Consider the following 15,108-nt stretch of genomic DNA (forward strand, 5'->3'; position numbering starts at 1 on the left):
CACCGTGACTGGCACTCCCCCGAGCCGGTTTCGAGCACGTGGGTCCAGGCCGACTCGGCACTTCAGGTGCTCAGCCCCGGCGGATTCACCGGCGGCGTCACCTCCGACACCGTGCTGACCGCGCGGCACGCACGGCATCCGGCCCTTGCGGACCTGTTCCGTGCTCTCGACCTCGTGGAGAAACAGGGTCTCGGCGTCGATCGGATGTACCGCGAGATGGTGGTTCTCGGCCACCGGCCACCACTCATCGTGGAGGAGGCCGGACCCCGGATCCGGCTCCGCCTGGTCGGCGGGGAGCCCGTGGTCCCGGTCATGGCGCTGACCACGCACATCGACCCACCGATCAGGCGACAGGACGTCCGTATCGCTCTGATCATCGACCACCTGCTCCGTAGGCCGATCGCGACGGCGGCGGGCCTGGCGCCCACTCTCCAGCGAACTCCCGCCGAGGCGGCAGAGGCGTTGGAGACGGCGGCCGAGTGCCGGATCGTGGGCGAGCCGCTGGTCGTGCGGTTCAAGGAAGGATGGATCCTCTCGAAGGAGGCCATCGCCGTCGTCGAGCGGGCCGGTCGTGCCGACGATCTCAGGGCCCGGGGGATCCTCGGCTACCGGAAGCCGGACGATCCGCGCCCCGTCGGGCGAGCGTGGTTCGCCTCGCACGACCGCCTGACCTCGGGGGACTACGCGCGTCTGACGGGGCTGACGGCCAACGGTGCCCGCTCGCAGTTGGAGCGGCTGGTGGTCGACGGCATGCTCGTGCGTGGGGACGACCGGGCCGGAACGCCCACTTCGTCGTCGCGCCGGGATGATCAGGGCATCGCGAAGAAGATCATCGGGTTGCGCGTGGCCCCCCGGGCCCCGGTGATCCCGAGCTCGGCCCGCACCGCGTCCAGCGCCCGCAGGTTCTCCCGGGCGGCCGGGCGGGCCGCGGTGAACCACGGGACCGAGCGGGCCCTCAGCAGCCGGAGCACCTCGGCGCCCTCGGTGAACGGCCGGGCCCACGGCAGGTGGAACACGTCGTGCACGCTCGTCGGGGTGCCGGACCGGATCCGTGGGAACAGGTTCGCCAGGTACCAGCGGGCGAACCGGCGTCCGTGGTCGGCGTCGACGAACAGGTAGCCGGTGTCCGCCGGGACCTCGTCGACGGTGTCCCGCAGGTCGCCGTGGTGGAACGTCCAGCGCTGCCCGGCGAGCCCGGCGGGCACGTTCCGCCGCACGTGGTCGACCAGGTCGAACGAGTGCAGCCGGCCGTGGTCGTTGTCGCGCAGCGCGGACAGGATCCAGGTGGTGGACCAGCCGTGGAAGGTCCCGATCTCCACCACGTGCGACGGCCGGTGGTGGCGGAGCAGCAGGTAGGTGAGCTCGGCCTCGACGTCGTCGAGCTGCGGGACCACCGTCGGTGAGTCCGCCAGGAACGCCCGCTGCTGTGCGATCACGGCGGCCAGGTCGTCGGCGTGGGTCCGGTAGAGGCCGGACAGGAACCCCGTCCAGTCGGTGGTCTGCACGGGGCCGAACGTAACGAGCGGCGCTACGCGCCGCGCGGCCGACCGGCGTAGTGGTCGCTGCGGGCCTGCCCGAGCAGGTCGGCCCAGTCGTCGACGTCCGGACGGCGGCGCAGCAGCGCGCGCCGCTCCCGCTCGGTCATCCCGCCCCAGACGCCGAACTCGACCTGCTGGTCGAGCGCGTGCGCCAGGCACTCGGTGCGGACCGGGCAGGCGAAGCAGAACTCGCGGGCCTCCCGCTGGCGGGCGCCGGTGACGAACAGGTCGTCGGCGTCGGCGGTGCGGCACCGGGCGGCGGCCCGCCAGTTCCAGACCGTGCCCGACGGCCGCAGCCCGGCCGGGCGCAGCCGGGCGCGCCCGGTGCGGCGCGAGTCGATCGGGGTGACGTTGTGCTCGGTCATGGCGGCGGGCCCCTCGGTGGTCCGGGCGGGCCTCCCAGCGGGCCCGCGTTGCGGCACCGTCGATTCTCGGGAGCGCGGGCGGGTCCGGGCAGCGCGCAAAACTACGCAACCCGGGGGACCCGGACCTGACGGGCTTCTGACCTTCCGGCCCGTACTCTTGCGCCGTGAGGTTCCCCCGGCGCCTGCTCCGCCCGATCGGCGTGCTCGCGGGCCTGTGCGTCCTGCTCGGCGTGGTGACGGCGGGGATGGCGTTCCCGCTGGCCGGTGGGCTCGGGGTGCTGTCGAACGATGCCGGCGACAGCGTCACGTCCAGCTCGGTGGACCTGGTGAACAATCCCGTCCCGCGGACGACGACGCTGACCGACTCCGACGGGCGCCCGATCGCCTACCTGTTCGACCAGAACCGGACCGAGGTCACCAACGAGCAGATCTCGCCCGCGATGAAGGCCGCGACGCTCGCTATCGAGGACCGCCGGTTCTACGAGCACGACGGCGTGGACTGGCAGGGCACGCTGCGTGCCGTCGTCGCGAACTCCACCTCCGGCAACGTCGTGCAGGGTGCGTCGACGCTGACCCAGCAGTACGTCAAGAACTACATGCTCTACGTCGAGGCCCGGACCGAGGCCGAGCGGTTGAAGGCGACCGAGCAGACCGCCGCCCGCAAGCTCAAGGAGGCGCGGGTCGCGCTGCAGCTGGAACGCCAGCTCAGCAAGGACGAGATCCTGAACCGCTACCTGAACATGGTGTTCTACGGCAACGGCTCCTACGGCGTGGCGGCCGCGGCCCGGACGTACTTCAACACCACGCCGGACCGGCTGACGGTCCCGCAGGCCGCGCTGCTCGCCGGGATGGTCCAGTCGACGACGCGCTACGACCCCGCCCGGCACCCGGAGACCGCCACCCAGCGGCGCAACGTGGTCATCGACCAGATGCGCGGCCAGGGGATGATCGACGACGCGCAGGCGGAGCAGGCCATGGCGGCCCCGATCGGCATCGCGAACCCGCTGGTCCGGGTGCCGAACGGCTGCATCGGCGCGGGTGACACCGGCTTCTTCTGCAAGTACGTCGTGCAGTACCTGACCGAGGCGGGCTTCACCGAGGAGCAGATCCTGCGCGGCGGCTACACGGTCCGCACGACGCTGGACCGGCGGGCGATGCAGGAGGTCAAGGCCGCGCTGGACCGCGAGGTCGCGCCGGACACGCCGAACGTCGCGAACGTGATGTCGCTGGTGCAGCCGGGCAAGGACAAACACCGGGTGCTGGCGATGGGCTCGAGCCGCACGTTCGGGCTGAACGCGGACGCCGAGGAGACCAGCTACGGCCTGCCGTACCAGCCGGTGAACCTGGGTGCCGGCTCGACGTACAAGGTCTTCACCGCGGCGACCGCGCTGGAGAAGGGCCTGGGCATCAACTACTCGATGCAGGTCCCGCCGTCCGGCTACGCGTCCCCGATCTACACCGACGGCGGCGGCCGCCCGATCCCGGTCCGCAACGCCAGCGAGGGCCTCCCGCCGCGGATGAGCCTGACCGACGCGCTCGCCCAGTCGCCGAACACCGCCTTCATCAAGCTGGAGGAGTTCACCGGCGTCCCGGACGTCGTCGACATGGCGGTCCGGCTGGGCATGAAGTCCCTGGCGACGACGCCGTTCGTCGATCCGGGCTCCGGTCGCCGGACCGACCGGTCGATCGCCGAGGTGATCAAGGAGCAGAAGCTGGCGTCGTTCACCCTCGGGGTCACGCCGACCAGCGTGCTGGAGCTCGCGAACGTCGGTGCGACGCTGTTCTCCGAGGGCATGTGGTGCCCGCCGTCGCCGATCGACTCGATCACCGACGCGAACGGCGAGGACGTCCCGATCACCGAGGAGCCCTGCCAGCAGGCCGTCGAGCCGGGCCTGGCCAACACGATGGTGCACGGGATGAGCAAGGACGACATCTCCGGCACGTCGGCGGCGGCGGCGCGGGCGGCGGGCTGGACGCGGCCGATGGCAGGCAAGACGGGGACGACCCAGCAGAACAAGTCGGCGGCGTTCCTCGGGGCGGTGCCGGAGATGTCCGGCGCGGTCATCACGTTCGACAACTCGAACTCCCCGCGCCCGCTGTGCGACGGCGGAAGCGGCCCGTTCGCCTGCAGCAACGGGAACATCTTCGGCGGGAAGACCCCGGCCCGCACCTGGTACGGCGCGGTGTCGCCGCTGCTGGAGGGCACCCCGCCGACCCCGCTCCCGCCGGCCGATCCGCGCTACCTCGACGGCGGCGCCGAGTCCCGTATCCCGGACGTCGTCGGTCGCTCGGTGGGTGCCGCCCGTGCCGAGCTGGAGGGCGCGGGCTGGCAGGTGACGACCCGGACGGTGGACAACCGGGCCCCGGAGGGCACCGTCGTCGGGCAGGAGCCGCGCGGTGCGGCGCTGCCGGGCGAGCAGGTGACCCTGCAGGTCAGCAGCGGCACGGTGCCGGCCCCGCCGCCACCGCCGGGGCCGCCGGAGGGGACGCCCCCGCCGGAGGGCGACGGCCCGCCGCCCGGGGAGGGCGGACCGCCGCAGGGCGACCAGGGCGACGGCGGTCCCCCGCCCGGTGAGAACGGCGGCGAACCGCCCGAGGGCGGCTGACCACCGGGTCCCGCCCGTCACCCGGTCGGGCGGGCGTCGGCGGCATACCGCTTCGCGACGAGGCATCGGACCTGGTCACGGCCTAGCATGCGGGCATGGCCGTGCGGTGGAGGAGCAGGCGCACCGCGCCGGCCCCCGTCGACGACGGACGCTGGGGCGTGGCGCGGCTGGTCGCCGAGCGTGAGGCGGCGCGGCTCGCCGCGGAGCGGGCCGGGGGTGCGGCGGCCGGTCCCGGGCCCGGCAGCGGCCGGGTGGACGACCCGGACCCGGCCGACACGCCCGGTCCCGCCGATCTGCCGGCTGGCGACCCGGCCGGGGATGTGGACATGCCCGGTCCCGCCGACGCTGCAGAGCCGGCCGATGGTGCCGACCCGGTCGACGCCGCCGACCCGGTCGACGCCGCCGACCCGGTCGACGGTGCCGAGCCGGCTGACGCCACCCCCGCGGCCGATCCTGCTCCGGTGCCCGGCACCGGGCCCAGCCCGCCGGCGACCCGGACCGGAACCCGTCTGCCGGGCCCCCCGCGCACGTCCCGCACCGGGACGGTCCCCGGGCCGCGCACCCCGGACCCCGGACCCCCCGACCTGCCCGCACCCCGCCGCGCCCCCGCGGGCCCGGCCCGCGAGCTGCCCGCACCCCGTCGCCCGCGCGCCGCCGCCGAGCCGAACGGGCTGATCTACCGGCCGCCCGCGGTATCGGCGCGACCCCCGGTGGACCTGGAGCCGGGCCTGATCGGCTTCTCCCGGCTGACCCGGGGTCGCAACGGCGCGCGCGCCTTCACGCTGGTCTTCGTGGCGATCTACCTGGTGATCATCATCCAGACGCTGTCGGCCATCTTCTGAGGGGCCCGGCGCCGTCCGCGGACCGTCGGACCCCCCGACTATCCTGGTGATCCGGACGGTCCCCGACAGCCGCCGTCCGCACGGTCGCGATCCGTGAGGAGGTGAGCCGCGATCGTCACGTCCGCGTCGCCGCAGCCCGCCTCCACCGCGCACCGGGTGTCGTCGGTGCTGGCCATCCCCGCGTTTCGCAGGCTGTGGTCGGTCACCGCGCTCACCTCGACCGGCGAGTGGATGTCGCTGCTGGCGCTCACCTCGCTGGCCACCCACCTCACCGCGGGCGCCGGCTACACCGCGCAGAGCTTCGCGCTGGGCGGTGTCGTCGCGACGAAGCTGATCCCGTCGCTGCTGTTCGGGCCGCTGGCCGGGGTGCTGGCCGACCGGTTCGACCGGCGCAAGGTGATGGTCACCTGCGACCTGCTGAAGTTCGGGCTGCTGATCTCGATCCCGTTCGTCGGGTCGCTGTGGTGGCTGCTCGTGGTCACCCTGCTGATCGAGCTGTGCACCATGTTCTGGATCCCGGCGAAGGACGCGGCGGTCCCCAACCTGCTGCGCCGACCGGACCAGATGGAGGCCGCCGCCCAGCTCGGCCTGGTCGTCACCTACGGCGTCGCGGTGCTCGCGGGCGCCGGGCTGTTCGCGCTGGTCAGCAAGCTCGCCCCGCTGATCGACGCCGACCCGGCGACGGCCGTTCACATCGCGCTGTTCGTCAACTCGTTCGCCTTCCTGATCTCCGCGCTGGTCGTGTTCTTCCGGATCCCGGAGGTGTCCGGGCGGCCCGGCGCCGCGGACCGGAGGCTGGCGCCGCCGTCGATGCTGTTCCTGCTCCGCGACGGCTTCCGGTTCGTGATCGACACCCCGCTGGTGCGCGGCCTGGTCATCGGCATCGTCGGCGCCTTCACCGCGGGAGGCGCGGTGATCGCCACCGCGAAGCTCTACGCGTCCAGCCTCGGCGGCGGCGACGCCGCCTACTCGGTGCTGTTCGGGTCCGTCTTCGCCGGACTGGCGATCGGGATGGGGATCGGCCCGCGGCTGGCCCAGCGGCTGCCGCACAACCGGCTGTTCGGCACCGCGATCGTCGCGGCCGGGCTGTCGCTCGTCGTCGTCGCGGTGGCCGTGCACCTGTTCATGGCGATCGCCGCGGTGATGTTCGTCGGCGCCTTCGCCGGGATCGCGTTCCTCACCGGCCTCACGATCATCGGCACCCAGGTCGCGGACGGGATCCGCGGCCGGATCAACGCCTTCGTCCAGTCGCTGGTGCGGCTGGTGCTGCTCGGCTCGATGTCGCTGGTGCCGATCGTCGTCGGCATCGTCGCGACCCGGCCGATCACGATCGGCGGGACCGAGTTCCTGGTCGACGGCACCCGGTTCGTGCTGGCGGGCGGCGGCCTCGTCGCCGCCGTGGTCGGCACCATCGCCTACCGACAGATGGACGACCGCGGGTTCGAGCCGCTGGTCAGGGACCTGGTCTCGGCGCTGCGCTCCGGCGAGCGGCGGACCGGCGCCGGTGTCCTGATCGCGGTCGAGGGCGCGACGCCGCAGGACACCGTCGACCAGGCCGGCCGGCTCGCCGGCACGCTGCGCCGGCTGGGGTACGACGTCGTCGAACCCGGTCACCAGGAGCGCGCCGGCGGTCCGGCCGATCTCGAGGGACTGCGCGCGCGGGCACTCGCCGCCGCCGCGGTCCGGGCCGACCTGGTGGAACGCGTGGTGCGGCCGTCGCTCGCCGCCGGCGCCGTCGTCGTCGTGGACCGGTTCGTGGCCGGCCCGCTCGCCCGGTTCGGGGTCGCCGCCGAGCAGACCGGCACCGGGCCGGACGACGGCGAGCTGGAGAGCCTCGCCCGGTGGGCGACCGGCGGCCTGCGTCCCGACCTGACGGTGCTGCTCGACCGGGCGCCGCAGTCCCGCGCGGAGCCCGGGGTGGCCGGGATCGAGCACGCCCGGGTGCAGCGGCTGCTGGCCCGGGCGCTGGCCCCCGAGCCGGGCCGGCACGTGGTCGTCGACGCCGACGGCGACCCCGACGAGGTCGCCGCCCGGGTCGGCGACGGTGTGCTGCCGCTGTTGCCGGCCGCACCCGGCGTCGTCGTTTTGCCGGAGGGGGCGTCGTGAGCGTCTGGGCCGACGTCGTCGGCCAGCCCGCCGCCGTCGCCGAGCTGGGCGGTGCCGCGTCCGATCCCTCCGCGATGACCCATGCCTGGCTGTTCACCGGGCCCCCCGGATCCGGCCGCTCGAACGCGGCGCGGGCGTTCGCGGCCGCGCTGCAGTGCCCTTACCAGGGCTGCGGCGAGTGCGCGGCCTGCCGGACCGTGCTGGCCGGCACGCACTCCGACGTGCGCGAGATCGTCCCCGAGGGTCTGTCGATCTCGGTCGCCGAGATGCGCTCGCTGGTGCAGCTCGCGGCCCGCAGGCCGGCCACCGGGCGCTGGCAGATCGTGATCATCGCCGACGCCGACCGGCTCACCGAGGGCGCGTCGAACGCGCTGCTCAAGGCGGTCGAGGAACCGGCGCCGGAGACGGTGTTCCTGCTGTGCGCACCGTCCGACCATCCGGACGACGTCCCGGTCACCATCCGCTCCCGCTGCCGGCTGGTGCACCTGCGCAGCCCGTCCCCGGAGGCCGTCGCCGGAGTGCTGCGCGACCGCGACGGGATCGATCCCGAGCAGGCGCAGTGGGCCGCGTCGGTGTGCGGGGGGCACGTCGGCCGGGCCCGCCGGCTGGCCCGCGACGCCCAGGCCCGCGCCCGGCGGGAGGAGATCCTCGGTGTGCCGACGAAGCTGCGCCGGCTCGGCGACGCGTTCTTCCACACCGAGGTACTGATCCGCTCCGCCGAGGGCGAGGCCGAGGAGCTGCGCTCCTCCCGGGACGACGCGGAGCGCGAGGAGCTGGCCGTCGCCATGGGTGCCGGCGGGACCGGCAAGGGCGCCGCCGCGGCCGCCCGGTCGGCGAAGGCGGCCGAGCGCGACCTGGAGAAACGGCAGAAGAGCCGCGCCACCCGCACCCAGCGCGACGCCCTGGACCGGGCGCTGGTCGACCTGGCCGGTTTCTACCGGGACACGATCGTCGTGGCGTGCGGCGCGCAGGTCGCACTGACCAACCCGGACCGGGGCCGCGAGGTGCGGCTCGCCGCGGCCGAGTGGGGGGCGGAGTCGTCGCTGCGCAGGCTGGAGGCGGTGCTGGCCTGCCGGGAGGCGCTCGAACAGAACGTCAAGCCGCGGATCGCGGTCGAGGCGATGATGACCGCGCTGCACCGTGGATGACCGGCCGCTGATCCTCACCGCCCTGCTCGACGAGCCCACCCGGCTCCACCTCGACGGGCTCCGCACCCGGCACTTCCCGCCCGAGCGCCTGCTGGTCGGGGCGCACCTCACCCTGTTCCACGCGCTGCCCGCACCGACGCTGTCCGATGTGGTCGCCGACGTCACTGTCGCCACCGAGCGGGCACCGATGACCGCGCGGGTGTCCGGGATCCGCTCGCTCGGCCGCGGCGTCGCGTACACACTGGACTCGCCGGAGCTGCTCGCCCTGCGCCGGTCCCTCGCCGTTCGCTGGCACGAGCACCTGACCGGGCAGGACGCCGGCAAGTCCGACCTGCACGTGACCGTGCAGAACAAGGTGACCCCGGAGCGGGCCCGGGTACTGCACGCGTCGCTCACCGCGGGCTTCACGCCATGGGACGCGACGGTGACCGGGCTGGCGCTGTGGCGCTACGACGGCGGGCCGTGGGAGGCCGGTCCGCGGTTCCCGTTCGCCGGCGGACCGGTACCGGACGCCGGGGGCGCCGGGTGACGGGGGCTGCGCGGGAGGCTCGTGGGCGGTCGCTACACTTGACCCGCAGCACGCCGCCTTAGCTCAGACGGCCAGAGCAACGCACTCGTAATGCGTAGGTCGCGGGTTCGATTCCCGCAGGCGGCTCCGAGAATCCCCTGGTAGCTCGACTACCGGGGGATCTTTCATACACTAGACGAAGCCGGCAGTGTGACAACGCGACGACGACGCGCGTGCCGTATCGGTGCGGCCGTCGTGCCGCGGCCGCCATGAGGCTCCGCCGACCGCTCTGAGATCGAGGACCAGCGCCGAAGGCCTGGGCGGGACGGGTGGAACGCCGCGACCGGGCCGGTGATCCCCGGTCGGTTGCGCAGGACAGCGGACTTGACCCAGCGCTGATGCTCACGACTCGAAGAGGCCGGGCGTCCATGCCGCGGCGCGGGGACGCAGCGCCCACCAGGCGCGCGCATACCCGCGACGCACCACATGGGTCATTCGCCGGCTGCGACGGATGCGTCGAGCCGTCCGCTCGTCCGCGGCGTCCGTTCGAAGATCCCGCATCCGCATGCGTGAGAGTTCGATCCACACGTGCTCGTTCACGACGAGCCCTCGTGTGTGTCCTCGGTCGTTGCCTGCCCGGGTGCCGAGTAGTCCGGAGGGCGCGGCAGCCAGGTGCTGAGGAAGACCTCTGCCGGGCGTGCGCCTGCCGGTCGGGTTCCGGGGTCGTGCACCCGCTCCTCGTATCGGCGGAGGAATGTGCCGAACTGCTCGGTGAGGTCGGCCATCTCCTCGGCCGTGAGCCAGGTGGTTCCGGCCCAGAACCCGGCCGCGTGCCGCCACGGGGCGGCCTCCTGGCTCGACCGCCGGTGCCAGTGCTTCATCTTCTCCGCCGCACGGTCGATGTAGATCTCGGACAAGGTTTCGGAGGCCATGGCCGTCTCCGGCTCCATGTCGTCCTCGATGCCCCAGGTCTGTCCGTACTTCACCAGCTGCCACGGCTTCTCCCGCCCGCGTCCGCCATCGGCCGGTTCGACGAACCCGTACTTCGCGAGGATCCCCAGGTGATACGCGCAACTGGCCACACTCTGCCCGGTGAGCTCTGCGCAGCGGGTGGCGGTCGCCGACCGCTCCAACCCGATCACCTCCAGCAGCTCCACCCGCAAGGGATGCGACAGGGCACGCAGCCGGGCGGGATCGGTCAACGTGTACGGCTCTCGCGGCATGCGAATCAAGGTATCTTGATTAAGAGATGCTGAGCAAGATGTCTTGATTCGCCCGCACCGGATCGCGGGCCTAGGCGATGCTCGAACGGAGACACCCCCGGGCCGGACCGACGACGGTCCGTGGCCTCCACGTCACCGTCCTCGCACCGCTCACCGCCGCCGCCGGCGACATGGCTCCGAGTCATGACATTCGAGGTCCGGCGGCAGGGTCGAGGAACCGTGTTCTCCCCCGCTGACCGGGGGAGCAGGTCATCGGAGTTGATGAACTGCGGAAACGTTCCCGAGATCGTCCTCGAAGCGACCGCCGAACGGACCAATCAGGGTTCGTCCGTGCAGTGGAGGTCGGGGACGATGGACAAGCAGACCTGGGAGTCGATGACACCAGAGCAGCAGCACGATGCGTGGATTCGGTATCAGCAATGGCAGCCGCCCCGCCACCGGGCCGCGACCCCGAGCGAGATCCCACTGCAGCGGGTAGGGACAAGGGAGAACCAGGCGCAGCAGCCCGCCGGTCGGCGTCGACGTTGGCCCTGGGCAATCCTGATAGGAACAGTCGCGCTGGCCGCCGGAGTGTCCGTGGCACTGGCCACCGACCGTTCCACCGACACGGCGAACTCTGCTGCATCTACGAGTCCTACCGCGAGCGCACCTACTGCAGAGGAGGCGTTCGTCGCGGACGTGCTCGACACCCCCGGCCTGACGAGCACGATCAGCGAACAATCCATGATCGACGTGGGCTGGGGAGCATGTGACGTGATGGCTTTCCAGGCATACGGCCGGGAGGACTTCGTCGCCGAGTTCGGCACCACGAAGTTCGGTCCCGAGGTCGCCGCAGTGATGATCGACGCCGCGCACCGCAACCTGTGCCCGCAGTACGAGTTCCCGCTCGTCTCCTCGGCGGCCCCGGTCAATGCCGGCGACCCCTCCACCTCCGCGACGAGCGGCCCGGCGACATCGGCATCGGATGGCACGTACGAAGTCGGAGTGGACGTCGAGGAGGGCCGCTACAAGACCACCGGGCCCGAGCCCGGTGCACGCCGCTGTTACCAGGCGCGGCTCAGTGACGACACCGGCGACTCGTCGTCGATCATCGCCAACGACCTCAGCGACGCCCGACCTCGATGACGGTCAAGGTCGGCGAGTTCATCAAGTTCAACGGTGGCTGCACCTGGACCAAGCAGGACTAGCTGTTGGAGGTGCTCGTAGCGGCGCAGCTGCTCGTCGGCGACCCGGTCGATCCGGGAGAGCCGGTTCATCCGGCAACGCGCCAGGACCGCATGCACGGTCGCGGCAGGGATCCCGAGCAACCGGCGATCTGGACAGGGCACAGCCGATGCACCAGCCCAGCCGCACGATCAGACGGACCAGCCCAGGACTAGCGAGCTTCCTGGCGCGTCAACAGGTAGCCGGCCGGGGGCTTGCCCGGGGCGGGCGGAGCGATGCGCATGCGCCCGAGCTCGCGGAAGCCACGGACGCGCACCAGATCGCTGAGCACGTCCATGTTCCACAGGTAGGCGGGCGAAGCCTTGTGGTCGTACGGGATCCAGCCGTCGGCGCCCGCGGTGTCGGTGACCTGCACGCCAACGAGGAGCGGCCCGCCCGGCTCGATCGCTCGGGCGAACTCGGCCAGGATCCGGGGCAGGAGGTCCGGCGGCGTGTGGATCAGTGAGAAGCCGGCCAGGATGCCGGCGATCGACTGGTCCGGTGCGTCCAGCTCGAGCATGGAGCCGACCTCGAAGCGCAGGTCGGGGCGACGCCGACGGGCGATCGTGACCATGGCCGGCGACAGATCGATCCCGTGGGCCCGGACGCCCGCCCGATCCAGGTGGTCGGTCCACTGGCCGGGTCCACAACCGGCATCGAGCACGTCGTTCTCCGACCCGCCCGCGCGGACGAGACGAGCGAAGGTGTCGACCATCGCTGTGCAGAAGGCATCGGTGACGAGGTCACCCCGTCGCACCATCTCGTCGTAGATCTCGGCGACGGCGTCGTAGTCCCGACGTGTCCGATCGAATGCCTCCGGCTCGCCCATGTGGCGGACGATAGGCACGGGCACCGACACTTCCGCACCGGCCGGCCCACGAGCGTGCGCACGGCTCGCGTGATGATCAACGGCGGTTACCGGCGGATCGCTCCGTCCGGCGGATCCGGTGCTCACCGGACCGTGCGGTGCCGACCGCCGGATCAGCTCGACAGCGCTCGGTCCTCGGACCGCTCCGCCACCGGCGCGAACCGCCCGGTGGCGACGAGCAGGACGACCACGACCAGCGGGACGATCCACCCGCTCCAGCCGAGGACGGTCGCCTGCGTGGTGTCCACGGGTACCCCGGCCATCGCGAACAGCAGGAACGACCCGGCCGTCGCGTTGAACGCGGAGTGCGCCAGCGCCGCGGGCCACACCGATCCGGACCGCAGTCGCAGCCAGCCGAAGACCGCGCCCACCACGGTGCACATCCCGACCATCGAGAGCACGCCCAGCCAGCCCGGAGCGTCCGGGTAGTTGTAGCCGAGCAGCAGGACCGGGGCGTGCCAGGTGCCCCAGACGACGCCGGAGACCAGGATCGCCGGGACGGCGCCGAGCGGCATCAGCTTCGGCAGCAGCCAGCCCCGCCATCCGATCTCCTCGCCCAGTGCCGGGAGGACGCCGAGGACGGCGGCGACCGGCACCAGGGCGAGCTGGGTGGCGACGATGACGCCGACCGACCCGGGCACCAGGTCCGGGCCGACCTGGGCCGCCAGGGTCTCCCGGAAGGCGGAGAAGCCGGTGAAGTCGGCCGGGTACACCCCGAGCAGCGCCCCGACCGGGAGCGCGACGAGGACGAGCGCCATGGCCACCGCGATGCCCGCCGCGATGTAGCCGAACAGCCTCCCGAACGGTCGCAGCGGCCACAGTCCGAGGGCCTGCCACCGGTGCGCCGGCCGTTCCACGAGGAACATGACGACGAGGGCGGCGATCGCCGGGGTCGTCATCATGACCGCGGCCACGAGTGTGAACGAGGGCTCGGCGAGCCCGTCGCCGAGCCAGAGCGGGAGCGTGACGAGCCAGGCGAGCCCGAACGCCACGACGAGGAACACGAGGATCGACCGCAGGTCGATCCCGGCCGTGCGGCCGGCGCCCCCGGTCGCGGACGGGGCCGTGACCGGGTTCGCGCCGCCGGTGGACGTCGTGGTCACGACGCGTCCGCGGGGAGGATGTAGAGGCCCGCGATGGTGCGGTCGTCGCGGTAGCTGATGCGGGCGGTGTAGTCGCCGGCCTCCATCGTGAGCCGGGTGTCGGTGACGGTCAGGTCGCCGGCCCGCGAGACCTCCGGCTCGCCGTGCGCCTCGAAGGCCCCGGACAGGCCGATGATCTGTGCCCAGGCGGCGGCGAGCGCGTCCTCCGACAGGCCCTCGCGCATGGTCGGGTCGAACTGCGCGGTGACGCGCGACCAGCGGCCGGCGGCGAGGTCCTCGACCGTCGTGGTGGCGAGATCGGTGGCGCCGGCGAGGGGGGTGGTGTTCATGGGTTCTCCGGTTCTGGGGTCGATCGGTTTCCCGTAGCGCTGGAAGGCGGCCTGGCGGCTCACACCGAGTGCGTCGCCGATGACCTGCCAGGTCGCGCCGGCCCGTCGCGCCTCGTGCACGACGGCACGCACCACGTCGTCGGCGGCGGACCGGACGGCCAGCGCCCGCTCGACGGCGCCCGCCCAGTCCTCGTCGGCGGTGAGCACGCGGGCGGCGAGGAGTGCGTCGGCCCGGCCGCGCAGGGCCCGGACGGCTTCTGTCAGGTTCTCCTTCACGATGTCAACTCTACATTGACATCGTCAACCTGTCACACAGCGCGTCTGCGGTCGGGCAACCGGACGTGCGTTACCGGGGGCTTCCGCTGAGGTCGCCGGCGTCGAGCGGGAACTGGCCGCGCTCCAGGGCGAGCAGCGCCCTCTTGACGGGCAGGCCGCCGGCGTAGCCGGTGAGCGTCCCGGTGGCCGACACGATCCGGTGGCACGGGACGACGACCAGGACCGGATTGCGCGCGCAGGCCGCCCCGGCCCGGCGCGGGCCGTCCTCGGTCAGGCCCGCGGCGCGGGCGAGCTCCCCGTAGCTGCGGGTGCGCCCGTAGCCGGTCGTGCACAGCTCGTCGAGCACCCGGCGGTGCTCCGGCTCGACGCCGGACAGGTCGACCGGCACCTCCGAACGTGCTGCGGAGACCGGTCAGGTACTCGCCGAGCTCGGCGGCGGCCTGCTCCAGCAGCGCGTGCTCGGCGCTGCCGGGCCCGGGCCGCTGATCGTGCGCGGCCGCGGCGGGGCGGCCCAGGCGCAGGCGGGTCAGGCCCTGCGGGGAGGCGGAGAGGGTGATCGGCCCCAGGCTGGTGTCGCGGACGACGGTGCGGCGGGTGGCGGTCTCTCGGGCACCATCGCGTCGGACGGGTCGTGGCGCGGCGGGGGCGCCGGGCGGCGGCCGGCGTCCCGGGCCCGGTTGCGTGCGGTGTTGCGCAGGATCGTGAGCAGCCACGGGCGCACCCGCAGCGCCCGGATCCGTTCCGCCGGGTACCCGCAGAGCGCCCGGTAGGCGCGCAGCAGGGCGTCGGCGGCGAGGTCCTCGGCGTCGGCCGGGGTGTGGACGACGCTGCGGGCACCGAGAACAGCAGGTCCCGGTGGGTGTCGACGAGCCCGGCGAACCCGGCATCGAGATCGGCGGCGAGCGCGTCGGCACGGCCGTCGGTGCCCGCGCCGGGGTCGTCGGTCATGCCGTGCAGAACACCACCGCCGGCGGCCCGGTTGCACCCACCGGC

15 protein-coding genes, 1 tRNA gene and 2 pseudogenes are annotated in these 15,108 nt (G+C 73.1%); 8 read left to right on the forward strand and 10 right to left on the reverse strand.

What is annotated here, in order from left to right:
* Positions 1 to 111 precede the first annotated feature (111 nt).
* A pseudogene (locus ACVJO7_RS25575) lies at positions 112 to 498 on the forward strand (DUF5635 domain-containing protein); the annotation flags it as partial.
* A 311-nt stretch (positions 499 to 809) separates the two neighbouring features.
* Here ACVJO7_RS25575 and ACVJO7_RS25580 read toward each other — a convergent pair.
* On the reverse strand, positions 810 to 1,505 hold the full coding sequence (locus tag ACVJO7_RS25580; protein WP_344021689.1) for a class I SAM-dependent methyltransferase: 696 nt from the start codon (positions 1,503 to 1,505) through the stop codon (positions 810 to 812).
* Positions 1,506 to 1,528: 23 nt separating this feature from the next.
* Positions 1,529 to 1,903 (reverse strand): WhiB family transcriptional regulator, encoded by a 375-nt coding sequence (locus tag ACVJO7_RS25585; RefSeq protein WP_344021688.1) that lies wholly within the window; start codon positions 1,901 to 1,903, stop codon positions 1,529 to 1,531.
* A gap of 164 nt (positions 1,904 to 2,067) precedes the next feature.
* Between ACVJO7_RS25585 and ACVJO7_RS25590 the strand changes: the two genes are divergently transcribed.
* The 6 genes from ACVJO7_RS25590 (at position 2,068) to ACVJO7_RS25615 (ending at position 9,260) form a co-directional block, all read left to right on the forward strand.
* Entirely contained in the window at positions 2,068 to 4,509 is a 2,442-nt protein-coding gene (locus ACVJO7_RS25590) for a penicillin-binding protein (protein WP_491674988.1), read from the forward strand.
* A gap of 95 nt (positions 4,510 to 4,604) precedes the next feature.
* Positions 4,605 to 5,351, forward strand: a complete 747-nt coding sequence (locus ACVJO7_RS25595; protein ID WP_491674989.1) for a hypothetical protein — start codon at positions 4,605 to 4,607, stop codon at positions 5,349 to 5,351.
* Positions 5,352 to 5,516: 165 nt separating this feature from the next.
* On the forward strand, positions 5,517 to 7,457 hold the full coding sequence (locus tag ACVJO7_RS25600; protein WP_491674990.1) for a bifunctional MFS transporter/dTMP kinase: 1,941 nt from the start codon (positions 5,517 to 5,519) through the stop codon (positions 7,455 to 7,457).
* Entirely contained in the window at positions 7,454 to 8,605 is a 1,152-nt protein-coding gene (locus ACVJO7_RS25605) for a DNA polymerase III subunit delta' (protein WP_491674991.1), read from the forward strand. The genes ACVJO7_RS25600 and ACVJO7_RS25605 overlap by 4 nt, the downstream gene beginning before the upstream one ends.
* On the forward strand, positions 8,598 to 9,134 hold the full coding sequence (locus tag ACVJO7_RS25610) for a 2'-5' RNA ligase family protein (RefSeq protein ID WP_491674992.1): 537 nt from the start codon (positions 8,598 to 8,600) through the stop codon (positions 9,132 to 9,134). The genes ACVJO7_RS25605 and ACVJO7_RS25610 overlap by 8 nt, the downstream gene beginning before the upstream one ends.
* A gap of 52 nt (positions 9,135 to 9,186) precedes the next feature.
* A tRNA-Thr gene (locus ACVJO7_RS25615) sits at positions 9,187 to 9,260 on the forward strand.
* A gap of 255 nt (positions 9,261 to 9,515) precedes the next feature.
* Here the strand turns inward: ACVJO7_RS25615 and ACVJO7_RS25620 are convergent.
* Positions 9,516 to 9,713, reverse strand: coding sequence for a hypothetical protein (locus ACVJO7_RS25620; RefSeq protein WP_491674993.1), 198 nt, complete (start codon positions 9,711 to 9,713; stop codon positions 9,516 to 9,518).
* A complete protein-coding gene (locus ACVJO7_RS25625; protein ID WP_491674994.1) occupies positions 9,710 to 10,336 on the reverse strand; it encodes a winged helix-turn-helix domain-containing protein in 627 nt (208 codons plus the stop codon). Before ACVJO7_RS25625 ends, ACVJO7_RS25620 begins: the two co-directional genes overlap by 4 nt.
* 351 nt (positions 10,337 to 10,687) lie before the next feature.
* Between ACVJO7_RS25625 and ACVJO7_RS25630 the strand changes: the two genes are divergently transcribed.
* Positions 10,688 to 11,461, forward strand: a complete 774-nt coding sequence (locus ACVJO7_RS25630; protein ID WP_491674995.1) for a DUF732 domain-containing protein — start codon at positions 10,688 to 10,690, stop codon at positions 11,459 to 11,461.
* 250 nt (positions 11,462 to 11,711) lie between these two features.
* Here the strand turns inward: ACVJO7_RS25630 and ACVJO7_RS25635 are convergent, their stop codons facing one another.
* The 6 genes and pseudogenes from ACVJO7_RS25635 to ACVJO7_RS25660 form a co-directional block, all read right to left on the reverse strand.
* Positions 11,712 to 12,368 carry a class I SAM-dependent methyltransferase gene (locus tag ACVJO7_RS25635; protein WP_491674996.1) on the reverse strand — a complete coding sequence of 219 codons (657 nt, stop codon included), beginning with the start codon at positions 12,366 to 12,368 and terminating at the stop codon, positions 11,712 to 11,714.
* Positions 12,369 to 12,520: 152 nt separating this feature from the next.
* On the reverse strand, positions 12,521 to 13,510 hold the full coding sequence (locus tag ACVJO7_RS25640) for a CPBP family intramembrane glutamic endopeptidase (protein ID WP_491674997.1): 990 nt from the start codon (positions 13,508 to 13,510) through the stop codon (positions 12,521 to 12,523).
* Complete coding sequence (locus ACVJO7_RS25645; protein ID WP_491674998.1) at positions 13,507 to 14,115, reverse strand: DUF3887 domain-containing protein; 609 nt, start codon at positions 14,113 to 14,115, stop codon at positions 13,507 to 13,509. Before ACVJO7_RS25645 ends, ACVJO7_RS25640 begins: the two co-directional genes overlap by 4 nt.
* Before the next feature lie 70 nt (positions 14,116 to 14,185).
* Positions 14,186 to 14,503, reverse strand: a complete 318-nt coding sequence (locus ACVJO7_RS25650) for a methylated-DNA--[protein]-cysteine S-methyltransferase (RefSeq protein ID WP_491674999.1) — start codon at positions 14,501 to 14,503, stop codon at positions 14,186 to 14,188.
* 16 nt (positions 14,504 to 14,519) lie between these two features.
* Positions 14,520 to 14,681: pseudogene (locus ACVJO7_RS25655) on the reverse strand (hypothetical protein); the annotation flags it as partial.
* Positions 14,642 to 15,100, reverse strand: coding sequence for a sigma factor (locus tag ACVJO7_RS25660; RefSeq protein WP_491675000.1), 459 nt, complete (start codon positions 15,098 to 15,100; stop codon positions 14,642 to 14,644). The gene ACVJO7_RS25660 and the pseudogene ACVJO7_RS25655, both read right to left, overlap by 40 nt.
* Positions 15,101 to 15,108 lie beyond the last annotated feature (8 nt).

It is taken from the genome of Pseudonocardia sp. DxW, from assembly GCF_058448985.1.